Raw genomic sequence first — 22474 nt, 5'->3', positions numbered from 1 at the left:
GATGTTCAACCGCCCGCTGTTCGACAGACTGGCCATCATCGGTATCGGCCTGATCGGTTCGTCGATCGCCCATGCCGTGCGCGAGCAGGGTCTGGCGCAGCATATCGCGGTCGCCGATGCCAGCGAGAAGCATCGCGCCGAAGCGGCGGCGCTGAAGCTGGCCGACTCCATCCATGGCGATGCGGCCGAAGCCGCGAAAGACGCCGATCTGGTGCTGTTCTGCGTGCCGCTGGGCGCCAATGCTGCCGTCGCCCGCCATGTCGGCCCGGCGCTGAAAACGGGCGCCATCGTCTCTGATGTCGGGTCGTGCAAGCAGGCCGTCATCAACGACATCGCACCGCATCTGCCCGTCGGCGTGCACCTGGTGCCCGGCCATCCGGTCGCCGGCACCGAGCATTCCGGCCCGAAAGCTGGTTTCGCCAGCCTGTTCCAGAACCGCTGGTGCATCCTGACGCCGGAAGCTGCCACCGATGCCGGTGCGGTGGAGAAGATGAAGGCCTTCTGGACCGCGATCGGCAGCAAGGTCGAGCTGATGGAGCCGCGTCATCACGATCTGGTGCTGGCGATCACCAGCCATGTGCCGCACCTGATCGCCTACAACATCGTTGGCACCGCCGATGATCTTGAGGCGGTGACCGAGTCGGAAGTCATCAAGTATTCCGCCGGCGGTTTCCGCGACTTCACGCGTATCGCCGCCTCCGATCCCACCATGTGGCGCGACGTCTTCCTCAACAACAAGGATGCCGTGCTGGAAATGCTCGGCCGCTTCACTGAGGACCTGATCGCCCTGCAGCGCTCGATCCGCTGGGGCGAGGGCGATGCGCTGTTCGAGCTGTTCACCCGCACCCGCACGATCCGCCGCGCCATCATCGATGCCGGCCAGGAAACCGCCGCGCCCGATTTCGGGCGTTCGGGCAGTCCTACGGCTGCGGCAAAACCGGCGAAAGACTGAACAGCCGCAGCGGCCCGAGCGACAGCCAGCCGTCCTGGGCGCTGAACTGCGCCGGAATATACGATCCACCCTTGTCGTCACGCTTGGCCAGCATGGCCGCGCCGGTCTTGGCCAGGGCGGCATCCTGCGGCCTCATCCTGCCGGCGGTCACCAGCGCATCGAAGGCGGCCTCGGCGCCGCGGATCTGGCCGCTCATGGCGCCCAGCGGCCGGAACTGCTTGTCCAGGCTCAGGCTGCCTTCGCCATCCAGTTTCAGCGCGCCCCAGTTCAAGACAAGACTCTGGATATCCACCACGCCGCCGGCGTCGCGCCAGCTGCCGAGCAACTCTTCCGGCGTTTTGCCAAAGGCGGCGCCGCGCGCGGTGCCGATCAGTTTCACCTGCGCCATGGCGCGGCCGAGCGGACCGTCCATGGCCGGCGGCAGGGTGACGGCTTCGGCCTGCAAAGCGAGATCGGTGCTGGGCGGCACCTCGCCGTTGCGGCGGGCATGCAGCAGCAGTTTGTCGGCGCGCCAGTCGCCCCGGATCGCCTCGCCGCTGATCTGCGTTTTGGTCAGGTCGGCGGCGACGCGCAGCCAGTTGCCGGCGCCGTCCAGCACCAGGCTGGCGCGGGTCTTGTCGCTGCGGATCGTCATCTGGCGGTCGGCATTGTCGAGCCGCCAGCCGATGCGCTGGCTGCCGCCCAGATCGAAGATCACATGCTGCAGCTCCCAGAGCTGCAGATGCGCGGTGATCTCATCGGCTTCCAGTTTCCAGCCGGCGGGATTCTGCGGATCGTGCCAGCGCGGCTTGGTCAGCGTCAGCGACAGGCGATAGGGAAAGCCCCAGAGCCGGCGGCCGTCATAGCCGGCGTCGCGTCCCAGGCTGCGCTGGGCTTCGACCCAGGCATCGGCCTGGGCCGCCAGGCGGTCGGCCAGATGCGACCACAGGACGTAATAACCGAGCAAAGCCCCGAGAATCAGGCCGGCGAGAATGACGTAGCGCATGGCATCGATATAGCAGGCCCCATCCAGCTGTTACAGGCCCGGCTTGTCAGTCCCCTGCGCTTGCCATAGATGGCCAATCATAGAATAGTGCTGAAAACCGCAGGCTTCCCGTCCTTGTCCGCCATGTCGCCTCCCGTCGCAATTTCCTCGCCCGCACAACGCTGGGCCCTCGCTGCCACGCCCGGCGTGTTCGTGCTGCTGTGGTCGACCGGGTTCATCGGCGCCAAGCTCGGCCTGCCTTATGCCGAGCCGATGACTTTCCTGGTCCTACGCTTCGCCATCGTCACCGTGCTGCTTTGCCTCTTTGCCGCGCTGACGGCGGCGCCCTGGCCGAAAAGCTGGACGGAAGCCGGTCATGTCGCCTTTGCCGGGCTGCTGCTGCAGGCGGTTTATCTCGGCGGTGTTTTCGCCTCGATCTTCCATGGCGTGCCAGCCGGCATCTCGGCGCTGATCGTCGGCATCCAGCCGCTGCTGGTCGCGGCGGCGGCCGCCCCGGTGCTGGGCGAGACGGTGACGCGGCGTCAGTGGCTCGGCCTCGCGCTCGGCCTGGGCGGGGTGGTGCTGGTGGTCTGGACCAAGCTCGATCTCGGCATCGGCACCGCCTGGGGCTACGCGCTGTCGGTGATCGCGCTGTTCGGCATCACCATCGGCACGCTCTATCAGAAGAAGTTCTGCCCGCAGATCGACCTGCGCTCGGGCACGGCGATCCAGTTCGGCGCCACCACCGTGGCGCTGGTGCCGTTTGCGCTGCTGTTTGAAATCCGGCAGGTGGTCTGGAGCGGCGAATTTCTCTTCGCGCTCGGCTGGCTCTGCATCGTGCTGTCGCTCGGCGCCATCACGCTGCTGTTCATCCTGATCAAGCGCGGCGCGGCGTCCACGGTCTCCAGTCTGTTCTTCCTGGTGCCGCCCTGCACGGCGCTGGTGGCCTATATCCTGTTCGGCGAGCAGCTCAGCCTGCTGGCGCTGATCGGCATGGCGGTCACCATGGTGGGCGTGGCGCTGGTCAATACGCCGGCGCGCAAATGAAGCGCGCGCCGATCCCCTTCGATCATGAAGAGCCGCTGCCGGGCGAGGCAGCGCCGCCTTATCCGCGCATCAAGCCGCCGAAGGGCGAAGCGCTCTGGGTCTATGGCTACGGCTCGCTGATGTGGGATCCGGGTTTTCCCTACACCGCCGTGCGGCAGGCGCGGCTCTGGGGCTATCACCGCGGCTTCTGCGTCTGGTCGCATCGCTATCGCGGCACGCCGGAAGCACCGGGCCTGGTGCTCGGTCTGATGCCCGGCGGCTCCTGCATCGGTCGTGCCTTTCGCGTGAGGCGCGCCGATCAGGACGCCGTGATCGACTATCTCTACCGTCGCGAGATGGTCACCGGCGTCTATCGCCCGGGCTTCCATCTGGCCGCCATGGAAAACGGCGAGCGCGCCAATGTGCTGGCCTTTGTCGCCGATCCGCAGCACAAGCAGTATGCCGGCCATCTGAGCGAGCGCCAGGTGGTGAAGGTGATCGCCACCTGCTGCGGCGCGCGCGGTCCGAATGCCGCCTACCTGGCCAATACCGTGCAGCACCTGGACGCCCTCGGCATCGGCGACGGGCCGCTGCATCATCTGCTCAAGGCCGTGAAAAAGCGCTGCCCGGATATTTGAAGAGGAAAACGCCATGGACATGATCCGCCTCGGCCAGACCGGCGTGAAGGTCTCTAAGCTTTGCCTCGGCTGCATGACCTATGGCGATCCGGCATGGCGCAGCTGGGTGCTGCCGGAAGCCGAGTCCGAGCCTTTCTTCCACCGCGCGGTGGAGGCCGGCATCAATTTCTTCGATACGGCCGATGTCTATTCCACCGGCGTCAGCGAAGAGATCACCGGCCGCATGCTGAAAAAGTATGCCAAACGCGACGAGATCGTGCTAGCCACCAAGGTCTACAACCCGATGGGGCCGCACCCGAACCAGGCCGGCCTGTCGCGCAAGCATATCATGCAGGCCATCGATGCCAGCCTGCAGCGGCTCGGCACCGATTATGTCGATCTCTACCAGATCCACCGCTACGACGCGCAGGTGCCGGTCGAAGAAACGCTGGATGCGCTGAACGATGTGGTGAAGGCCGGTAAGGCGCTCTATATCGGCGCCTCCTCGATGTTCGCCTGGCAGTTCGCCGATGCATTGCATCGGCAGCAGCAGAATGGCTGGGCTAAGTTTGTTACCATGCAGAACCACTACAACCTGGTCTATCGTGAGGAAGAGCGCGAGATGCTGCCGCTCTGTCGCAGCTTCGGCATTGGTGTGATCCCTTGGTCACCGCTGGCGCGCGGCTTCCTGGCGGGTGGCCGTGTGAAACAGGGCTGGGGCGAGACCGAGCGCGCCAAGACCGACGACATCGCCCAGCGCATGTATTACCAGCCGGGCGACTTCACCATCGCTGAAAGGGTGTCTTCGCTTGCAGAAGCGCGCGGCATCAAGCCGGCGCAGATGGCGCTGGCCTGGATCCTGTCAAAGCCGGTGGTGACGGCGCCGATCATCGGCGCCAGTAAGATGTACCAGCTGGAGGACGCGCTCGGTGCGCTGGGGGTGACTTTAACGGCCGACGAGATCAAGGCGCTGGAAGAACCCTACCAGCCGCATCCGGTGCTGGGGCATAGCTGATACTCAAACAATGTCATGGCCGGGCTTGACCCGGCCATCCACGTGCGAGGGTTCTCAGTAAAGACGTGGATGCCCGGCACAAGGCCGGGCATGACAGGGAGGTTTACGTCTTATATGAATCGCGCAATTCGCGCTTCAGCACCTTGCCAATCGCGCTGCGCGGCAGGGTGTCCGTGAAGCGGATGGCGGAGATGCGCTGCATCTTGCCGAGTTTCGCATTCACCCAGGCAAGCAGGGCATCCGCCGCCACATCCACACCCGGCTGCAGCACCACGAAAGCCACTGGGGTTTCGCCCCAGGCTTCCGATGGCACGCCCACCACCGCCACGTCGAACACGGCTTCGTGCTGCTTCAGCACGGCTTCCAGGTCGCTCGGATAGATGTTGAAGCCGCCGGAGATGACCATGTCCTTGCGGCGGTCCATCAGCTGCAGGAAGCCGTCGGCGTCGAAGCGCCCGAGATCGCCAGTGCGGATGAAGCGGCGGCCGTCGGGTGCGAACCACTCGGCCTCGGCCGTCTTGCCCGGCTGCTTGTGATAGTTGGTCATGGTGGCGCCGGAATGGCCGACCACCTCGCCGATCTCACCGGCCTTGACCGCATTGCCCTGCTCGTCGAGCAGGCGAATGTCATGGCCCTCGGCCGGCTTGCCCACGGTATGCAGCTTGTCCGGATATTCGTCGGCGACCAGGATGCAGGTGCCGCCGCCCTCGGTCATGCCGTAAAATTCGATCAGCTTGCCGGGCCAGCGTTTCAGGATGTCGGCCTTCAGTTCGGCCGCAAACGGCGCGCTGGTGCAGAACTTGGCGCGATAGGCCGAGAGGTCGTAAGAGTCGAAATCCGGATGCGCCATCACGCGCCGGTACTGCACCGGCACCAGCATGGTGTGGCTGACGCGATGCTGCTGTGCGAGGCGTAAGTATTTCTCCACGTCGAATTTTGCCATCAGCACGGCGGTGCCGCCGCCTGCCAGGGTGGGAAACAGACTCACTAAAGTCGTATTGGAATAGAGCGGCGTGGACAGCAGTGTGACGGCGGCGCGGTCATAGCCGTAAGAATTGGCGCGCTGCATATGGCCCCAGCGCATGCCATGGGGCTGCACGATACCCTTGGGCGTGCCGGTGGTGCCGGAGGAATAGATGATGTTGAAGGGCATCTCCGGCGTGATCTCGACCGGCTGCGGTTTCGCATCCACAGGTGCTAGCCATTGCTCGAATTCGGCGGTATCCAGCCGGATGCGACGCGGCAGCTGCCCCAGCACGCCTTTCAGGGCTGTTTCATTCTCGCCATCAAGAAACAGGATCGCGGCATCGGCATCCTGCGCCATGGCAACGATCTGTTCCGGCAGCGACGACGGCGCCAGCGGCGCCACCGCCAGGCCGGCGCGCAATCCGCCCAGATAGGCCGTCACATAGTCGTTGCGCGAGGCACTGACGATGCTGACGGCGTGTTTCGCGCCATCGCGCTGCAGGGCGGCAGCGACGCGGTCGGCGCGCCTGTCCAGCTGCGCATAGGTCAGGGTGCCGTCTGCGTCGATCACGGCCGGATGCTGCGGCCGTTCGGCTGCATGGGCCCGCACCAGGTCGGACAGCGTGGCAAACGCGCTGTTCAGAACGTCATCAGCGTCACTCATGCGAACTCCATGCCGATGATGGCGCTTAAGTCTCGCAGCGCCGTGTCGGGGTCTTCCACCTTGATGGTGCGCATGCCCATGGCGGCGGCGGGTTTCAGGTTGATGCCGAGGTCGTCGAGGAACACGGCCTCGGCCGGCTTGATCTCCAGCAGTTCGCAGGCGCGCATATAGAAAGCCGGCTCGGGCTTGCGCACGCCGACCTTGCTCGATTCGACGATCACGTCGAACAGCGCCATCACCTCGGCCACGGCTTTGGCTTTCTCGGAGTTCACGCTCATGGCCGAGCCATAGCCGATCGGCATGTTGTTGGTCAGGCAGGCGACCTTGAACCGCGTCTTCACCTGTTTCAGCGCCGCCACCATGCGTGGTCGCACCTCGCCCGAAATCAGCGCCAGCAGGTCGCGGCCATGCACGGCCTGGCCCAGCGCCGTGCTCTCGGCCAAGAACATCTCGCCGAAACGGGCGGCATCGACCTCGCCGCGCTCGAAGCAGGCCCAGGCATTGCTGTGCGGATTGATGCTGTTGACCCGGCGCAGGAAATCGCGCGGCAGGCCGCGCTGCTCCTCGAAGCGGCGGAAGGCCTCAAACGGCGAGGTGAGGATCACCCCGCCGAAATCCCATAAGACGGCTTTGATGGCAGACGCGGTCTGGCCCTGCATTGGCTCTTCGGTACGGAACGTTTCCCTTAGGGCAGGTTCAGACCCCGCCCTTTATCCGCACTTACTATAGCCGCAGGAGGTGCAGGTGTCGCAACCCTCGGACTTGATCAGGCCGGGCTGGCCGCATTTCGGGCATTGCCGCAGGCCCGACAAAGGCTTCGGCGTCTCGGCATTCACCGCCAGCGCCAGCACGGCGCTGTCCTCGCGCTTGGCATTGGGATCGGCCATGAAGCCGATGGCGATCAGATGCTGCTCGATCACCTCGCCGATGGCGGCCAGCAGCGAGGGCACATAGCGGCCGTTCATCCAGTGGCCGCCGCGCGGATCGAACACCGCCTTCAGCTCATCCACCACGAAGCTGACATCGCCGCCACGACGGAACACCGCCGAGATCATGCGGGTGAGCGCCACGGTCCAGGCGTAATGCTCGGTATTCTTGGAATTGACGAAGACCTCGAACGGCCGCAGGCGGCCATCCTGCAGGATGTCGTTCAGCGTGATGTACATCGCATGTTCGGAATCCGGCCAGGTGATCTTGTAGGTGCGGCCGGGCAGGGCTTCCGGGCGGTCCAGCGGCTTGGTCATGTAGATGACGCCGCCGGCGGCCAGCGGATCGCGCGGCTTCACGGTCTGGATCGGCTTGGCGGTCGGCAGCAGCGGCAGCTCGGCCTGCTGCACGGCGTCCGGCGCCGGCTTCTTCTCGTCCTTCTTGATGGTCAGCACCGAGCCGGTGATCTCGTTTGGGCGATAGGTGGTGCAGCCCTTGCAGCCCTGGTCATAGGCCATCAGGTAGATGTCCTTGAAGCTCTCGAAATCGATGTCTTCAGGCACGTTGATGGTCTTGGAGATCGAGCTGTCGATGTATTTCTGCACCGCGGCCTGCACGCGCACATGGTCGGCCGGCGCCAGCCCCTGCGCATCCACAAAGGCCTCGGTCAGCGGCACATTCTCGCCCTTGATCTGGCGATAGAGCCGATAGGCGTAGTCGCTCACCTCTTCCTGCCGGCGGCTGCCATCGGGCATCAGCACGGTGCGGGTGTAGGTGAAGCTGAACACCGGCTCCAGGCCGGACGACACATTGTCGGCGAACAGCGAAATGGTGCCGGTCGGGGCGATCGAGGTCAGCAGCGCGTTGCGGATGCCATGCTGGGCGATGGCGTCACGCACATCGGCATCCAGCTCGGCAATGCTCTCGCCGGCCAGATACTGGTCGCGGTCGAACAGCGGAAACGCGCCTTTCTCCTTGGCGAGATCGGTGGAGGCCAGATAGGCGGCGCGCTGCAGGCGCTTCATCCAGGCCTCGATCAGCTTCACCGACTGGGCCGAGCCGTAGCGCACGCCGACCATGATCAGCGCATCGGCCAGGCCGGTGACGCCCAGCCCGATACGGCGCTTGGCGCGCGCCTCGGCGGCCTGCTGCGGCAGCGGGAAATTCGAGACATCGATGGTGTTGTCCATCATGCGCACGGCATTGCGCGTCAGGTTGTCCAGCGCGTCCAGATCGAGGGCTGCGTCAGCCTCGAACGGGTTCTTGACCAGGCGCGCCAGGTTGATCGAGCCGAGCAGGCAAGCCCCGTAGGGCGGCAGCGGCTGTTCGCCGCAGGGATTGGTGGCGCTGATGGTCTCGCAGTAATGCAGGTTGTTGCGGCGGTTGATGCGGTCGATGAAGATCACGCCGGGTTCGGCATAGGCATAGGTCGCCCGCATGATCTTGTCCCACAGCTCGCGCGCCTGCACGGTGCGATAGGCGGTGCCGTTGAAGCTCAGCTCCCAGGGCAGGTTCTGCTTCACGGCATTCATGAAGGCGTCGGTCACCAGCACCGAGAGATTGAACATGCGCAGGCGGTTGGCCTCGCGCTTGGCCTCGATGAAGGCTTCGATGTCGGGATGGTCGCAGCGCAGGGTCGCCATCATGGCGCCGCGGCGGCTGCCGGCCGACATGATGGTGCGGCACATGGCGTCCCACACATCCATGAAGGTCAGCGGGCCCGAGGCATCGGCGCCCACGCCCTTCACCGGTGCGCCGCGCGGGCGCAGCGTCGAGAAGTCATAGCCGATGCCGCCGCCCTGCTGCATGGTCAGCGCGGCTTCCTTCAGATGCTCGAAGATGCCGCCCATGTCGTCGGGCACGGTGCCCATGACAAAGCAGTTGAACAGCGTGACCTTGCGCGCGGTGCCGGCGCCGGCCACGATCCGCCCGGCCGGCAGGAAGCGGAAATCCTGCAGCGCTTCGGTGAAGGCCGGCAGATGCGCGGCCGGGTCTTTCTCGGCCACGGCCAAGGCACCGGCGATGCGGCGCCAGGTGTCGTCGATGGTCTGGTCCACCGGCGTGCCGTCGGCGCCCTTCAGGCGGTATTTCATGTCCCAGATCTGCTGGGAAATCGGTGCAATCGGCGACATGCGGGTAATCCTGAAACAGACGGAAAGCGGCGCGAGAAAGCTCTGCGCCGCCGGGATAAAGTCAGCGTGACTCTATCGCCCGAAGGGGCAGAGTCCAGTGTAATGTTCCCGAAAGGTTTCTACAGATTGATCCGCAGCCATGCGGGAATCAATATCTTGTAATACCTGACAAATCAGGATTATCCCCGCGATCCGCAAGGGGGTGAATCCGAGTTATCCCAGATTATGCACAGGGCCAGACTGAGCGGATCGGGAGCAGCAGGAGGGACCGGTGCGGCTGGAGAGACCATGGGAAATGGCGGCAATGACCGGCATTGAGGCCGCCTACCGGCAGTCCGCGCCGCAGGCCTGCTTCACCGCCTCGGGCGCCGGCCGCTTGGTCACCAGTTCCAGCGCCGGGATCAGGTTGGCTTTCTTCACCCGCAGGGCCGGCAGTGAGATATACGGCGGCACCGGCTTGCCCAGCAGGGCATGGGCGCCGGCATTGGCCTCGGCGACGCCCAGGTCATAGGGCAGCTGCGCGCCGATGGCCAGAATCTCGCCGCGCGCCACATACATCGCGGTATCGGGACCCAGATCGTTGGTGGTGATCACAACATCGGTGCGCCCGAGGGCCTTGGCGGCGGCGGCGGCCTGCATCGCCGGATCGCCCCAGACGGCGAAGATACCCTTGATGCCGGGATGCGCCGTCAGCATCGCGATGGTCTTCTGGTAAACCTCGCGCGGCTGGGTGAACCGCTCGGTCGCCGCCAGCTTCACGCCGGGATAATTCGACAGCGTCTGCACAAAGCTTTCGCGGCGCGTGGTGACCGAATGATAGGCATCGAAGGCGAAGGTGATCAGGCCCACCTCGCCGCGGCCACCGATGGCGTTGAGCAGTTCTTCCGTGGCCCAGGCCGCGTTCTTCTCGTTGTCGGAGGCCACCACGGTGACATAGTCGCGCCCCGGCGTCATGTTGTGGACCACGTTGTCCATGAACACCAGCTTGATGCCGGCATCGGCAACGCGCCTGTAGGCAGCGGTCTGGGTCGACGGATCGATCGGCACCGAGAAGATGATATCCACCTTGCGGGCGATCATGCCGGCCAGGTGGCCGGCCTGCCGCGCCGGGTTCTGCGCGGCGTCGGTGACCGAGACGACCTCGACGCCGTAGCGCGCCAGCGTGGTGGTGATCGCTTCCACCTGCAGGGCATTCCATGGTGAATCGAGCGCCTGCATGGCGATGGCGGCCTTGAAGCGGCCGGCCCGCAGCCGCCCGATATCGGCATTGCTCAGTGTCAGGGTGTCGGGCGAGGCGGCCGGCGGTCCATGCGGATGGCCCGGCACGGGCTGGCCATAGGGCGACGGCGGCAGCGGCACCATCAGTTCGGCGGCGGTCTGGGACGATGCCGTGCAGGGCAGGCCGGCTGTCACAGCCAGTGCCAGAACGAGCGGCGCTATTTTCGCCCCAACCGCCATTGCCTCTTACCCCCCCGTATCCGTCGCAGTATAGCGCCAATAAACCGTTGGCAGCCATGGCTTCCGGCGGATCGGCTTTTCCGGGTTTGCTTGGAAAAATGCACACCGGATGCTTAAATCCGCCGGTGCCGCAGACAAAGCTGACATTCTTCTGGCCGCTGCGCCTGATCGCTGTCTTCAGCCTGATCGGGCCGGCGATCATATTCGCCTATTCCACCTGGCAGAATTACCGCGAGATCGACGCACAGGCCAACGAGCGTATCGAACGCTCGCTCGATGTGCTGCAGGAACATGCGCTGAAGGCGTTGCAAACGGTCGAACGCTCGATCTCCGAGATCAACGAGGTGGTGGGAAATATTCCGGACCGGGAGATTCGGGCACGAGAGGCCGATCTGTATCTCCGGCTCAAGCGCACGCAGCAGGCCCTCCCGCAAATCGAGGCGATCTGGGCTTTTGATCGCCATGGCCGCCCGCTGGTCTCCAGCACGATCTATCCGGTGCCGCGCGACCTGGACAACACCGACCGCAGCTATTTCGCCGCCCAGAAGGACATGGCGACCGAAACCTATATCAGCGAGGTGATCCGGGCCCGTATCGGCACGCTGTCCTTCTTCGTGGTCAGCGGCCGGCGCCAGGGCGACGATGCCGGCCAGTTCAACGGTGTCATCGCGGTCACCGTGATGCCGCAGCATTTCAGCGAGTTCTACGGCAAGCTGGCGCGCGGCCATGATGCCTTCGGGCTGGTGAAAGCCGATGGGCAGATTCTGGCGCGTTATCCCGATGTAATGGGCCAGCCGGGCACCACCACGCGGATTCCCGCGGTGATTCGTGACAATCCATCCGGTGGTATCTACACGGCGGCCTCTGCGGCGGATGGTGTCGAGCGGCGCAATGGCTATCGCCAGGTGCCGGATTTTCCGGTCTATGTCCTGGCTGGCATCGAAACCTCGGCGCTTGCGGCCGAATTCCGCAACACCATACTGACGCAACTCGCCATCGGCCTGCCCATCGTGCTAGGCATGTTTGCGCTGACAATGTATGCGCTGCGCCGGGCCGAGCGGTTCCACGAGGAGGTGGCGCGGCGCGAGGCGGCGGAAGCTGCATTGAAGCAGGCCCAGCGGCTGGAGGCGATCGGCCAGCTCACCGGCGGCATCGCCCATGACTTCAACAACCTGCTGATGGTAGTGAGCGGAAACGCCGGGCGTTTGAAACGCACGCTGGCTGTGGATGAGCGTACCCGGCGATCGCTGGAGGCTATCGAGATTGCCGTGAAGCGCGGCAGCAATCTGACGCGGCAGCTGCTGTCGTTTGCCCGCCAGCAGACCCATGAGGCGAAGACGGTCGATCTGCGCGAGCGCCTGCCGTTGATCCAGACAATGCTGCAGGCATCCTTGCGCGGCGATATCACCGTTGAGGCCTCGATAGCCCAGGATATCTGGCTCACCAGGGTGGATATTGGCGAGTTTGAACTGGCGCTGCTGAATCTGGCGGTGAATGCCCGCGATGCGATGAGCGGCGGCGGCACGCTCCGTATGCTTGCGGGCAATATCACCCTGGCCGGCCCGAACCCGCTTGGCCTCGACGGCGATTTCGTGGCTGTGGCCGTGTCGGATACCGGTATCGGCATGCCGCCCGAAATTTTGAGCCGCGCCTTTGAACCCTTCTTCACTACCAAGGATGTGGGCAAGGGCACCGGGCTCGGCATGTCGCAGGTCTATGGTTTTGCCACCCAGGCCGGCGGCACTGCAGCGATTGAGAGCGAGCCGGGCCGCGGCACCACAGTGACGCTCTATCTGCCGCGGTCGCTGGATGCCGTGGATGCCGGCAGCGAGACCGGCGCACCGCAGCCTCTGGTGCGCCAGAATGTGAAGGTACTGCTGGTGGAAGACAATCCCGATGTCGCGACAGTGACTCAGGGGCTGCTGGAAGAGCTGGGATGCGCCGTCATCTTGGCTGCCGATGTGCCGGCGGCCCTCGCGGTGCTGCAAAATGTCCGCGACGGTATCGATGTCATCCTGACGGATATCGTGATGCCGGGCGATGCCAACGGCCTGGATCTCGCGCGTCTGGTGCGGCAGCAGAATGGCGACGCGCTGCCGGTCATACTGGCTACCGGCTACAGCGACCAGGCCAAGACGGCAGCCGAGGAAGGCTTCACCATCCTGCGCAAACCTTATGACGCGGCAGCCTTGCAGGTTGCCCTGACCGATGTGCTGAAAATGGCACGTCCGCAGGTGGCGTGAGTCAGCGCGGCGCGAAGGCCCGCGCTTCCAGCTCTTTGGTCGCCGTTTCGATGCTGCCTTCCAGCCGCGCGGTGAACTCGTCGCGCTCCAGGCCCGGCGGGATCACCGGCAGGAAGCGCAGGATCAGCGTGCCCGGCGGCCGCAGCAGGCCGACCTTGGGCCAGAAGCTGCCGGAATTCAGCGACACCGGCAGCACCGGCAGTTTCAGGTCGCGGTAGAGCGCGACGACGCCGGACTGGTATTCCGCCACCTCGCCGGGTTTGGTGCGCGTGCCCTGCGGGAAGATCACGATCTTGCGGCCGGCATCGCGCACGGCGCGCGCGTCCTTCAGCATCTGCTTGAGCGCCGCGCCGCCACCGTCGCGGTCGACCGCGATCATGCCCTGGATGCGGGTCAGCCAGCCGTAGATCGGAATCTTCAGCAGCTCCTTCTTCATCACCACGGCGGGCGTGCCGAAGAGATCGAAGATGATGGCGGTATCCCACAGCGACTGATGCTTGGCCGCCACCAGCGCCGGGCCTTGCGGGATATGCTCGCGGCCCTCGATGCGGACGTCGATGTTGCAGATTACGCGCAGCAGCACATTCAGGCTGCGGCCCCAGAAGGCATTCATGCGGAAGACATGGGCGCGGCGGTTCAGCGCCATCGGCACCAGGCTGTAGACCGCCACCAGCGTGGTCCAGGCATAGAAGACGCCCTGGAACAGCAGCGAGCGGATCCAGATCATGATTTGCTCTCGACCGTGGCGGTGAGCTGCTGGTCGAGGCGGGCGCGCAGCAGGGCGGCGGCGTATTTGCTGTATTCGCCGAGCAGGAACAGCGTCGCCGTGCGGCGCTGCCACCAGTCTTCCACCCGCATGGCATCGGAACGCACCGGATGCGGCACGATGCTGATGCCGGGCATGCGGTAGCCGAATTCCACCAGCGCCCGCGGCATATGGTAATTCGCCGTCACGATGCGCACCGACTTGTAGCCGCGCGCCTGGGCCCAGCTCGCCGTCTCGGTGGCATTGCCGGCCGTATCGTCGGCCTCGAAGCCGAGATCGACGCAGCATTCGAACAGCAGTTGCAGGTCCATGCCGCGCCAGTTGTTGGCCGACTGCGCCACATCGGGCATCGCCTTCTGCACGGCTTCCATCAACGTTGCCCGTGTGGCGCTCTGGCTGACGCCTGACACCAGCAGGCGCTCGGCCTTGTTCTCGTTCAGCAGGCGCAAAGCCGTGCTCATGCGCGCTGCGCCGCCGGTCAGCACCACGATGGCATCGGTGCGCGATTCATCGGGCTGCTGCGGCATCTGTTCGACGCGCTCGACATAGGCCACGGCGCCGCCGAGCCAGAGCAGGCCGAGGCCGAGCAGCAGCAGGATCCAGCGTTTCAGCCAGCTGATGACGGGAAGGGAGTCGGAACGGTCGCGCGCCATGGCAAATCGTTGATCAGTCTCGGGTCGCTTCAGGGGTCTCCGCCAGCAGGCGGTCGACGGCTTCGGTCAGATTTTCCACCACCGTGACCGGCAAAACGTCCTCGGGCAAGCCTTTCGCCAGCATGCGGCGGCCCTTGCCGGTGCGGACCAGCATGCGCTGGCAGTCAGCCGCCCGGCCGGCCTGCAGGTCGATGACATTGTCGCCGATAAACACGGTGTTCTGCGGTGCAGTACGAAACTGCGCCATCGCCTCGCGCAGCATGCCCGGCCCGGGCTTGCGCCGGTCGGTCACCGCCCAGGGCGGATCGGGGGCGAAGAAGATCGCATCGATGCGGGCGCTGCTCCGCGCCAGATGGCTGCGCAGGGTATCGTGGATGCGGTCCAGCATCGCCGTGTCGATGATGCCCTTGCCGACGCAGGCCTGGTTGGTGCAGATCGCCACCGGCCAGCCGCGCGCATTCAGTCGCGCCACCGCTTCGCCGACACCGGGCAGCATCACCAGCTCGTCGGGCGACTTCACATAATCGTCGTCGATGTCCTGGTTCAGCACGCCGTCGCGGTCGAGCAGGATCAGCATGGCGGCCTCACAGCATGCGGCGCAGCGCGCCGAGCACGGTCAGCCGCGCCGTGACGATGGCCAGCAGCGCCGCGCCGACCGGCAGCACCAGCAGCGCCAGCCAGTGCCACCATAGCAGCGCCAGGCCGGGCAGCAGGCCGGTGCCGACGCCGCCGGCAAGAAGCTGGATGCCGAGCAGCACGGCGATGGCAAGCACCGCGCCGATGGCGCCGCCGCGGATCGCTTGCGTCGCCACATGGCGCTGGAACTGGCGCGCGATATAGCCGTCTTCGGCGCCGATCAGATGCAGCAGTTCGATGGTGTCGCGGCGCGCCGCCAACCCGGCCCGCGTGGCGAAGATCACCATGGCGGCCGAGGCGAGGCCGACCAGCAGCACGATGCTGGCGCCCAGGCTCTGCAACAGGCGGCCGAGTTGCACGAGCCGTTCGAGCCAGGGTTTGGGATCGTCGATGCGCGCGCCCGGCACGGCATTGCTCAGGCGTGCGCCCAGCGCCTGCACCGACAGCGCGGCATTGTCGTCCAGTGTCACGTCGATCAGGCCGGGCAGCGGCAGGTCGGCCTGCAAGGCTTCGGCGCCGAGCCAGGGCTGCAGCAGCGCCTCGACCGCACTGCGCGGCAGCGGCTCGGCTTTCGCCACGCCGGGCACGCCGCGCAGCACATTCAGCGCGGCCGCGATGCGCGGCGCCATCGGCTGGCCCGGGCGGTCGGCGATCTGCACGGTGAGTTTCGCCGCCACGCCGCGGCGCCAGCCGTCGATGGTGCCGTCCAGCGCCAGCGCGCCGGCAAAGGCCAATGCTGCGAGGAACACCATCACCGCCAGCGCCCAGGGCAGGAAGCGCGCGCCGGTATCGACGTCCAGCTGCAGGTCCGAGACGCGGGCGGATCGACGCGCGCTCATGCGGCGTTTCTTTCGATCAGCAGCTGGCCGGCGCGCAGGCGCATCACCGGAAAGCGGAATTCCTGCAGCAGATGCGTGTCATGGGTGGCGAGTACGACAGCGGTGCCGAGCTTGTTCAGCTCGACAAACAGATACATCAGGCGCTGCGCCATATCGGGATCGACATTGCCGGTCGGCTCGTCGGCCAACAGCAGGCTGGGTCTTGCAATAACAGCCCGCGCGATCGCCACGCGCTGCTTCTCGCCGCCCGACAGCGTCGCCGGCCGCGCCTCCAGCCGGTCGCCGAGACCGACCCAGCTCAGCAGTTCGCTGACATGCTCGCGGGTGCGTTTCTCGTCGGCGCCGGCGATGCGCAGCGGCAGGGCGACATTGTCCAGCGCGCTTAAGTGGTCGAGCAGGCGGAAATCCTGGAAAACCACGCCGATGCGCCGGCGCAGCATGGGCAAAGCGGCGCGGCTGGCAGTGGAAACATCCTGGCCGAACATGCTGATCAGGCCCCGGCTCGGGCGCTGGGCCAGGTAGAGCAGCTTGAGCAGGGAGGTCTTGCCGGCGCCACTCGGACCCGCCAGGAAATGGAAGGACCCGGCGCCCAGCTCGAAGCTCACATCCCGCAGCACCTCCGGCCCGGGGCCGTACCGCATGCCGACGTTCTGGAAACGCACCAAGTCCGGATCTCCTCCGAATCGACCAAGGCCTTGCCAGCCAATATCTTGCGAGGCTGTAGCCTTGCTTAAAAGGCCCTGTCCGTCCTATAAGGGAAAGCATCCGGAAACGCAAAAGGGCTGACTTCAGGCTGACTTAAGGCATGATTCTTACCTGCCCAAGCTGCGAAACCCGGTTCCACGTCGAACCCTCCACCTTTGGCGCTGCGCCGCGGAAGGTCCGCTGCTCGCGTTGTCGGCAGGTCTGGAACCAGGAACCGCTGCCCGAACCCGAGCCGCCGGCACCGCCCGCCGTGGTGCAGGCGGCCGCCCAAGCCGCCGCTGCGGCCGAGGATGACTGGGTGCCGCCGCCGCCGCCGGGCGGCAAGCCGCCGCCGCCGGAAAAGATCACCGCCCCGCCGCTGTCCGATCTCGACATGGCGCCGCCGGCGCCCGATCTGGATGCGCCGCCGGTGCCGCGGATCGCCGGTTTCGACGACGATTTCGAGCTGAAGCTGGACGATATGGACCGGCCGCCGCCGCTGCATCCGCCGCTGGACGAGCCGTTCAGCCCGCTGGCGCCCGAAGACGAAGACCCCGACGACGTGCTGAACAAGCGCCGCGCCCGCCTGGCCGAGGCCGGGGTGCAGCGCGCGCCGGCCAAGCCGAAGAAAAAGCGTTCCTGGGCCTGGGTCGGCTGGCTGCTGCTGCTCGCCGTGCTCGGCGGCATCGCCGGCGGCGGCTATGAAAAGCGCGTCGAACTGGTCGCCTTCTATCCGCCGCTGGCCAAGCTGTACGAGCATCTGGGCATCCCGGTCGAGGCGGCCCAGTGGCTGGGGCTAGAGCTGCATAACCTGAAATCCGCCACCATCCTGGACGGCGGCCAGACCAAGATCGCCGTCTCCGGCGAGGTGGTGAATGTCGGCGAGATCGAACGGCCGCTGCCGCCGATTCGCATCGCCATGCGCGGCGCCAATGGCAGCGACCTGGGCGCCGTGATGATCAAGCTCGAACAGTCGACCATCGCCACCGGCGAAAAGCTCGGCTTCGATGTCCGCCTGCCGGCGCCGAAGGACGAGGTGGTCGACCTGGAAGTGGCCTTCTCCAGCCAGCCCACGCCCTGACGCCCCCGACGGTCCACTGCAGCCGGTTTGCATCCGCCGGTTGATCGCACAGCCATATTGCGCGTTTTCTTTCATGCTGTGTTGCAGTATGGTTAAGGCGTTGGCGCGGCATGACAGGCCCGCCACCTGAGCTGATTTCAGAAGAGGTGGCCGTCCAGGGGCAAAAAACTGCCTGGCGGACGACGGTCGTCGGCGAGGGCCTATGGCGCGTATATTGGTTGCTGAAGATGAGGCGCCGGTTCGCGAATATGTGCGGCGCATCCTGGAATCCCAGGGACATGACGTGGTCGTGGTCAACGACGGCGCCGATGCCCTGGTGAAGCTCGCGCGCCAGTCCTTCGATCTGCTGCTCACCGATCTCACCATGCCCAATATGGACGGCGTCGAGCTTTGGCTGCGGGTGGCGCGCGACTGGCCCGATCTACCGGTGTTGATGATGTCGGGCTATACGGCGCAGCATGCCCGCGTGCACGATCTCGGCGTCAGCACCCAGCCGGTGCTGCAGAAGCCCTTCAGCATGGTCGATCTCAACACCGCGGTGGAGAAGGCTCTGGCGACGCGCGAGACGGCGTAGGGCGTTCAGTTCCAGCGACACCCAACATCTCCGTCATGCCACGCCCTGCGTGGCATCCACGTCTTTGTCTTTCGAAGCATGCAAGTCGTGGATGCCACCGCTGCGCGTTGGCATGACGGTCAATGATTTCGTCATTCCCGCGAAAGCGGGAATCCAGGGCAAAGGCCTGAGCCTGCGGGTCTGGGTCCCCGCTTTCGCGGGGACGACAAAAAAATTGGGGTGCTCAGAACCGGCGCAGCAGGCGGTCGAGATAGTCCAGTTCCTGCGGGGCGCGCTCGCGGTTGCCGGCGCGGCGCTGCAGTTCTTCCAGGATGCGGCGGGCGCGTTCCGTCGGCGCCATGTCGGGGACCTTGGTGGCCTCGCCGGCATTCTCGTAGCCGGTGGTGTTGCGACCCAGCGGATCGCGCACCGGGTTGCGCTGGTTCTGGCGCGAATCAGCCGCCGCTGCCTGGCCATCGGGGTTGCCGCGCTGGGCCTGCTGCATCTGGTTCAGGCCCTGCCGCATTTGATCGAGCGCATCGGTCTGGCCCTGCATCGCCTCGCCCGGTTCGCCGCGGCGTAAACTTTCGCGCGCATCCCGCATCGAGCGTTCGGCCTTGCCGAGCTGGTCGGGCAGCTGCCCGTTGCGTTCGCCCAGCCGGCTCATCATCTCGCCCAGCTTGCGCCGCAGCTCGTCCTGCTGCCGCGCATCGGCTTCGTTCTCGGCGCGCTGCTGGGCATTGCCCTCGCCGCGCTGGCCCTGCTGGCTGCGACGGAAGCTGCGGTCCAGCAACTGCTGCTGCTGGCGCATCATGTCGCCGAATTCCTGCATCATCTGGCCCTGCTGGCCCTGGCCGCGCTGCCCCCGTTGTCCGCGCTGGGCCTGGCGCTGCTGCTGGCGGCCTTCCGGCATCTTGGCGATGCGGCCATTCTTCATGGCTTCCAGCATGCGCTGCATCTGCTGCAGCATGTCTTTCGCCTGGTCGCGGTCGCCCATCTGCGCCATGTCCTGGGCCTGGTCCATCATGTCCTGCAGGTCGTCGCTGCTGAGCGCTTCTTCGTCTTCGCCCAGTTCCTCGGGCTCTTCGCCCCGCGCCATGCGCTCCAGGGCATCCTGCAGCATCTGTTCCAGCATGCGGTCCATTGCCTGCTGCAGTTCCCGCATCAGGTCCTGGATTTCCTTGTCATCGGCATTGCGGTCGATGGCATCCTGCAGCTTGTCCATCAGCGCCTGGAAGTCGCGCTCGCCCTGGCTCGATTTGCCATCCTCGATATGCAGGGCGGTCTGCCACAGCAGGTCCTGCACGGCGGTGATCGAGGCGGCATTCCGGTTCAGGCTCAGGCGGGCCGCCGACATGCGCAGGCCCAGATGCGCCGTGGTGTCGTCGCGATAGCGTTCCGGCGCCAGCGACAGGGCGCGCAGGGCGGTGACCACGCGCTGCCACTGCTGCGGCTTCAGCGCCAGCTCGCGGCGCTGCTCGACGATGGCTTTCGCCACCGGATGGGTGAAGCGGCGCGCCGGCAATGTCACGGTCGTGCTGTCGCTGCGGCCGGTCTGGCCGATGGCATCGGCGGCCACCAGGGTCATCGACACCTGCAGGCCGGCCCAGGGATGCGCCGTGAAATCGAAGCTCTGCTTGTCGGTGATCCTGCTGGCGCCGCCCAGCGGCACCGGCCAGTCGACCAGCACCGGCGCCTCGGCGCCATCGCGGGTCAGTTCCAGCTTGACCTGCTGCACGGCGTAATCGTCCTCGGCCTCGAAGCTGACCTCGAGTTCGATGCGCTTGGCCACCTTGGGCTCTTCCGCATACCGGATCTTCGGCGCCAGATCGGGCACCACGCGCAGCGGCCATTCGGCAAACACCTTGTCACGCCGCAGCAGCGTCAGCGCCGGATGTTCGCCCTGCGCCAGGTCGATGGCGAGATCGAGTTCGCCATTGCGCTCGTCGATGGCATGCAGGCTCTGCTCGCTCTTGCCGAACCGCAAGGAGAAGCCCTCGGGCGCCGCGGCCAGCCGCAGTTTCAGCAGGCTGCCGGTTGGAATCGAAAGCGCTGCGTTGCCTGGCGGCACCGGCACGGCCTTGCCGTCACGGGTGAGGAACAGCGGCGCGCGGCCGGTATAGGGCGGCGGCGTGATCCAGGCTTCCACGGCGATCTGGGTGCCCGGCGGCAGCGCCGTGCCGGGATTGAGCGTATCGGCCAGGCGCTGGCCGCGGTCTTCGCCGGGGCTGGCCCAGGCCACCACCAGCAGCAGGGCAAGGGCCACGCGGAAGCCCCAGATGTCACGGCGCCACCAGCCGGCTTCCGGGGTGCCGACGCGCACCTCGGCTAGCTGGGCCAGCGCGCGGCGGCGATGCAGGTCCCAGATGGCGCGGGCGATCGGGTCCTGCTGTTCGGCCGAGAGCGTGTCGGCGGCGGCTTCCAGCGGGCGGTGCTGCAGCAGGTTGACCCGTTCCAGCCGGCGCATGGCGGCGGCGCGGTTGGGCCAGCGCAGGCTATGCAGGTCGCGCCAGACCAGGGCGGCGAAGCCGGCGGCAAAGCCGGCGAGCGCCAGCCAGTGCAGCCAGACCGGCAGGAAGCGCCAGACATCGAAACCGGCGAGGATGAACAGGACGGCCAGCAGGCAGGCGGCCGGCATCAGGGCGGGCCAGAGCTGTTCCCAGAACAGGGCGGCGCGGGCAAAGCCGAGGCGACGTTCCAGCACCGGCGACAGGTCCCGGTCCGTTGCGGGACCGGAAACCGGGTGATCGCTGGTCTTTACGCCTTCGCCTCGTTGAACCATGCTGGGAGGGTCTCCAGGGCCGTCATCTCTTCAATAGTGGCGCGTCGGCGCGTAATGGCAAACCGGTCGCCGCTGACCAGCACCTCAGGCGCCAGCGGACGGGCGTTGTAGGTGGAGGCCATAGCCGAACTATACGCACCTGCGGAAAGGATGGCCAACAAATCTCCGGCATCGGCCGGCGGCATCGGACGCTCCTCGGCGAAGGTGTCGCCGGTCTCGCAGACCGGGCCGACGATATCCACCGGCGCCAGATTAGCCCCGGGATTCGGGGATTTAACCGGCACGACGCGGTGAAAGGCCTCGTACATGGCCGGCCGGATCAGGTCGTTCATGCCCGAATCGAGGATCAGGAAGGTCTTCTGCTCGGCCTGTTTCACATAGGTCACCTGCGTGAGCAGCAGGCCGGCATTGCCGACCAGGTAACGGCCGGGCTCCAGCGCGAATTCACAGTCAAGCTTGCCCATATGCTTGCGCACCAGGGCGGCATAGTCGCGCGGATCGGGCGGCGTCTCGTCGTCATAGGTGATGCCGATGCCGCCGCCCAGGTCGATGCGGCGGATATTGTGGCCGGCGGCACGCAAAGATGTGACCAGTTCGGCCAGGCGCTCGAAGGTGGCTTCATAGGGCGCCAGTTCGGTGAGCTGGCTGCCGATATGCACATGCACGCCGACGATCTCGATGCCGGGCAGCTTTGCCGCTTCTGCATAAATCTCCAGCGCGCGCTGATAGGCGATGCCGAATTTGTTGGCGGCCTTGCCGGTGGTGATCTTCTTGTGCGTCTTGGCATCCACATCGGGATTGATGCGGATGGCGATCGGCGCGGTCCGGCCGAGCGCTGTCGCCACTTCGGACAGCGCATGCAGCTCGGGCTCGGATTCGACGTTGAACTGCGCGATGCCGCTGTTCAGCGCCAGCGCCATTTCATCGCGTGTCTTGCCGACGCCGGCGAAGATGATCTTCTGCGGCGCGATGCCGGCCTTCATGGCGATCTGCAGTTCGCCGCCCGAGACCACATCGGCGCCGGCGCCCAGGTCGCGGAAATGCCGCAGCACCGCCAGGCTGGCATTGGCCTTCATCGCATAGGCGATCAGATGCGGCAGGCCGGCGAAGGCGTCTTTCAGGCTGTTATAGCGGTCGGTCAGCGCCTGGCTGCTGTAGACATAGGCCGGCGTGCCGACTTCGGCGGCGATCCTGGCCAGGGGGACATTCTCGGCGCACAGCGCGCCGTCGCGATAGGCAAACCAGGGAAAACCGGTCATCGGACTCTCAAGCGGAAAGGGGATCAGTAATAGCGGATCGATTCGCGGCGCGGCGGCAGGGTGCCGGGGCGCTCGGTCGCATCGGGCGGATAGTCGGGCACGTCCTTGCGGCCGCAGGCAGCGAGCGTGAGCGTGATGAACACGGCGAGCATTATAACCTTCGTCGCTCCCGCGAAAGCGGGAGCCCAGGGGCCGCGCAAAGACTGGATCTCCGCTTTCGCGGGGATGACGGCGGAGATGTAATGGATCTCGCTCAT

20 protein-coding genes are annotated in these 22474 nt (G+C 66.0%); 7 read left to right on the top strand and 13 right to left on the bottom strand.

Annotated features, from left to right (window positions below; translation table 11 throughout):
- Position 1: 1 nt before the first annotated feature.
- On the top strand, positions 2 to 952 hold the full coding sequence (locus tag AC1ROT_RS07820; RefSeq protein ID WP_492998238.1) for a prephenate/arogenate dehydrogenase family protein: 951 nt from the start codon (positions 2 to 4) through the stop codon (positions 950 to 952).
- Here AC1ROT_RS07820 and AC1ROT_RS07815 read toward each other — a convergent pair.
- Positions 921 to 1937, bottom strand: a complete 1017-nt coding sequence (locus tag AC1ROT_RS07815) for a DUF2125 domain-containing protein (RefSeq protein WP_492998237.1) — start codon at positions 1935 to 1937, stop codon at positions 921 to 923. The genes AC1ROT_RS07820 and AC1ROT_RS07815 overlap by 32 nt on opposite strands.
- A gap of 123 nt (positions 1938 to 2060) precedes the next feature.
- On the opposite strand from AC1ROT_RS07815, the gene AC1ROT_RS07810 reads away from it, so the two are divergent.
- Genes AC1ROT_RS07810 through AC1ROT_RS07800 form a run of 3 tightly spaced genes read left to right on the top strand, consistent with a single transcriptional unit; the run spans position 2061 to position 4574 of the window.
- Positions 2061 to 2963 (top strand): DMT family transporter, encoded by a 903-nt coding sequence (locus AC1ROT_RS07810; RefSeq protein WP_492998235.1) that lies wholly within the window; start codon positions 2061 to 2063, stop codon positions 2961 to 2963.
- A complete protein-coding gene (locus AC1ROT_RS07805; protein WP_492972785.1) occupies positions 2960 to 3580 on the top strand; it encodes a gamma-glutamylcyclotransferase in 621 nt (206 codons plus the stop codon). The genes AC1ROT_RS07810 and AC1ROT_RS07805 overlap by 4 nt, the downstream gene beginning before the upstream one ends.
- 13 nt (positions 3581 to 3593) lie before the next feature.
- Entirely contained in the window at positions 3594 to 4574 is a 981-nt protein-coding gene (locus AC1ROT_RS07800) for an aldo/keto reductase (protein ID WP_492972786.1), read from the top strand.
- 103 nt (positions 4575 to 4677) lie between these two features.
- Here the strand turns inward: AC1ROT_RS07800 and AC1ROT_RS07795 are convergent, their stop codons facing one another.
- The 4 genes from AC1ROT_RS07795 to AC1ROT_RS07780 form a co-directional block, all read right to left on the bottom strand.
- A complete protein-coding gene (locus AC1ROT_RS07795) occupies positions 4678 to 6204 on the bottom strand; it encodes a class I adenylate-forming enzyme family protein (protein WP_492998233.1) in 1527 nt (508 codons plus the stop codon).
- Positions 6201 to 6863, bottom strand: a complete 663-nt coding sequence (locus tag AC1ROT_RS07790; protein WP_492998231.1) for an HAD-IA family hydrolase — start codon at positions 6861 to 6863, stop codon at positions 6201 to 6203. The genes AC1ROT_RS07795 and AC1ROT_RS07790 overlap by 4 nt, the downstream gene beginning before the upstream one ends.
- A gap of 51 nt (positions 6864 to 6914) precedes the next feature.
- Positions 6915 to 9263, bottom strand: coding sequence for an adenosylcobalamin-dependent ribonucleoside-diphosphate reductase (locus tag AC1ROT_RS07785; protein WP_492998230.1), 2349 nt, complete (start codon positions 9261 to 9263; stop codon positions 6915 to 6917).
- 324 nt (positions 9264 to 9587) lie between these two features.
- The gene (locus AC1ROT_RS07780) at positions 9588 to 10676 is read right to left on the bottom strand and encodes a substrate-binding domain-containing protein (RefSeq protein ID WP_492998228.1); all 1089 of its coding nucleotides are present in this window, start codon (positions 10674 to 10676) and stop codon (positions 9588 to 9590) included.
- Between the two features lie 170 nt (positions 10677 to 10846).
- Between AC1ROT_RS07780 and AC1ROT_RS07775 the strand changes: the two genes are divergently transcribed.
- A complete protein-coding gene (locus AC1ROT_RS07775; RefSeq protein WP_492998226.1) occupies positions 10847 to 12964 on the top strand; it encodes an ATP-binding protein in 2118 nt (705 codons plus the stop codon).
- A gap of 1 nt (position 12965) precedes the next feature.
- Here AC1ROT_RS07775 and AC1ROT_RS07770 read toward each other — a convergent pair whose 3' ends face one another.
- Genes AC1ROT_RS07770 through ftsE form a run of 5 tightly spaced genes read right to left on the bottom strand, consistent with a single transcriptional unit; the run spans position 12966 to position 16523 of the window.
- On the bottom strand, positions 12966 to 13691 hold the full coding sequence (locus AC1ROT_RS07770) for a lysophospholipid acyltransferase family protein (protein ID WP_492998224.1): 726 nt from the start codon (positions 13689 to 13691) through the stop codon (positions 12966 to 12968).
- Entirely contained in the window at positions 13688 to 14383 is a 696-nt protein-coding gene (locus tag AC1ROT_RS07765) for a YdcF family protein (protein ID WP_492972793.1), read from the bottom strand. Before AC1ROT_RS07765 ends, AC1ROT_RS07770 begins: the two co-directional genes overlap by 4 nt.
- A 13-nt stretch (positions 14384 to 14396) precedes the next feature.
- Positions 14397 to 14960 carry a D-glycero-alpha-D-manno-heptose-1,7-bisphosphate 7-phosphatase gene (locus AC1ROT_RS07760; protein ID WP_492998222.1) on the bottom strand — a complete coding sequence of 188 codons (564 nt, stop codon included), beginning with the start codon at positions 14958 to 14960 and terminating at the stop codon, positions 14397 to 14399.
- 7 nt (positions 14961 to 14967) lie between these two features.
- Complete coding sequence (locus AC1ROT_RS07755; protein ID WP_492998220.1) at positions 14968 to 15858, bottom strand: cell division protein FtsX; 891 nt, start codon at positions 15856 to 15858, stop codon at positions 14968 to 14970.
- Positions 15855 to 16523 (bottom strand): cell division ATP-binding protein FtsE, encoded by a 669-nt coding sequence (ftsE, locus tag AC1ROT_RS07750; RefSeq protein WP_492972796.1) that lies wholly within the window; start codon positions 16521 to 16523, stop codon positions 15855 to 15857. The genes AC1ROT_RS07755 and ftsE overlap by 4 nt, the downstream gene beginning before the upstream one ends.
- Positions 16524 to 16663: 140 nt before the next feature.
- On the opposite strand from ftsE, the gene AC1ROT_RS07745 reads away from it, so the two are divergent.
- Both AC1ROT_RS07745 and AC1ROT_RS07740 read left to right on the top strand, forming a co-directional pair.
- Positions 16664 to 17623 carry an MJ0042-type zinc finger domain-containing protein gene (locus AC1ROT_RS07745; RefSeq protein WP_492998219.1) on the top strand — a complete coding sequence of 320 codons (960 nt, stop codon included), beginning with the start codon at positions 16664 to 16666 and terminating at the stop codon, positions 17621 to 17623.
- A gap of 202 nt (positions 17624 to 17825) precedes the next feature.
- Complete coding sequence (locus tag AC1ROT_RS07740; protein ID WP_492972798.1) at positions 17826 to 18197, top strand: response regulator; 372 nt, start codon at positions 17826 to 17828, stop codon at positions 18195 to 18197.
- Positions 18198 to 18420: 223 nt separating this feature from the next.
- Here the strand turns inward: AC1ROT_RS07740 and AC1ROT_RS07735 are convergent, their stop codons facing one another.
- The 3 genes from AC1ROT_RS07735 to AC1ROT_RS07725 are packed head-to-tail and all read right to left on the bottom strand — an operon-like array spanning position 18421 to position 22474.
- On the bottom strand, positions 18421 to 20958 hold the full coding sequence (locus AC1ROT_RS07735) for a TIGR02302 family protein (protein ID WP_492998217.1): 2538 nt from the start codon (positions 20956 to 20958) through the stop codon (positions 18421 to 18423).
- A complete protein-coding gene (lysA, locus tag AC1ROT_RS07730; protein WP_492998215.1) occupies positions 20934 to 22217 on the bottom strand; it encodes a diaminopimelate decarboxylase in 1284 nt (427 codons plus the stop codon). Before lysA ends, AC1ROT_RS07735 begins: the two co-directional genes overlap by 25 nt.
- Before the next feature lie 23 nt (positions 22218 to 22240).
- Complete coding sequence (locus AC1ROT_RS07725) at positions 22241 to 22474, bottom strand: hypothetical protein (RefSeq protein WP_492998213.1); 234 nt, start codon at positions 22472 to 22474, stop codon at positions 22241 to 22243.

Source organism: Ferrovibrio sp. GW821-FHT12E11, from assembly GCF_058806975.1.
The sequence above is the reverse complement of the archived record's forward strand: the minus strand, read 5'-3'. Positions and strand labels throughout refer to the sequence as shown.

What these genes read in the sequence shown, in the direction of transcription:
- AC1ROT_RS07820 (WP_492998238.1), top strand. Translation starts at nt 2, where the DNA reads ATGTTCAACCGCCCGCTGTTCGACAGACTGGCCATCATCGGTATCGGC.
- AC1ROT_RS07815 (WP_492998237.1), bottom strand. Translation starts at nt 1,937, where the DNA reads ATGCGCTACGTCATTCTCGCCGGCCTGATTCTCGGGGCTTTGCTCGGT.
- AC1ROT_RS07810 (WP_492998235.1), top strand. Translation starts at nt 2,061, where the DNA reads ATGTCGCCTCCCGTCGCAATTTCCTCGCCCGCACAACGCTGGGCCCTC.
- AC1ROT_RS07805 (WP_492972785.1), top strand. Translation starts at nt 2,960, where the DNA reads ATGAAGCGCGCGCCGATCCCCTTCGATCATGAAGAGCCGCTGCCGGGC.
- AC1ROT_RS07800 (WP_492972786.1), top strand. Translation starts at nt 3,594, where the DNA reads ATGGACATGATCCGCCTCGGCCAGACCGGCGTGAAGGTCTCTAAGCTT.
- AC1ROT_RS07795 (WP_492998233.1), bottom strand. Translation starts at nt 6,204, where the DNA reads ATGAGTGACGCTGATGACGTTCTGAACAGCGCGTTTGCCACGCTGTCC.
- AC1ROT_RS07790 (WP_492998231.1), bottom strand. Translation starts at nt 6,863, where the DNA reads ATGCAGGGCCAGACCGCGTCTGCCATCAAAGCCGTCTTATGGGATTTC.
- AC1ROT_RS07785 (WP_492998230.1), bottom strand. Translation starts at nt 9,263, where the DNA reads ATGTCGCCGATTGCACCGATTTCCCAGCAGATCTGGGACATGAAATAC.
- AC1ROT_RS07770 (WP_492998224.1), bottom strand. Translation starts at nt 13,691, where the DNA reads ATGATCTGGATCCGCTCGCTGCTGTTCCAGGGCGTCTTCTATGCCTGG.
- AC1ROT_RS07765 (WP_492972793.1), bottom strand. Translation starts at nt 14,383, where the DNA reads ATGGCGCGCGACCGTTCCGACTCCCTTCCCGTCATCAGCTGGCTGAAA.
- AC1ROT_RS07760 (WP_492998222.1), bottom strand. Translation starts at nt 14,960, where the DNA reads ATGCTGATCCTGCTCGACCGCGACGGCGTGCTGAACCAGGACATCGAC.
- AC1ROT_RS07755 (WP_492998220.1), bottom strand. Translation starts at nt 15,858, where the DNA reads ATGAGCGCGCGTCGATCCGCCCGCGTCTCGGACCTGCAGCTGGACGTC.
- AC1ROT_RS07745 (WP_492998219.1), top strand. Translation starts at nt 16,664, where the DNA reads ATGATTCTTACCTGCCCAAGCTGCGAAACCCGGTTCCACGTCGAACCC.
- AC1ROT_RS07740 (WP_492972798.1), top strand. Translation starts at nt 17,826, where the DNA reads ATGGCGCGTATATTGGTTGCTGAAGATGAGGCGCCGGTTCGCGAATAT.
- AC1ROT_RS07735 (WP_492998217.1), bottom strand. Translation starts at nt 20,958, where the DNA reads ATGGTTCAACGAGGCGAAGGCGTAAAGACCAGCGATCACCCGGTTTCC.
- lysA (WP_492998215.1), bottom strand. Translation starts at nt 22,217, where the DNA reads ATGACCGGTTTTCCCTGGTTTGCCTATCGCGACGGCGCGCTGTGCGCC.
- AC1ROT_RS07725 (WP_492998213.1), bottom strand. Translation starts at nt 22,474, where the DNA reads ATGAGCGAGATCCATTACATCTCCGCCGTCATCCCCGCGAAAGCGGAG.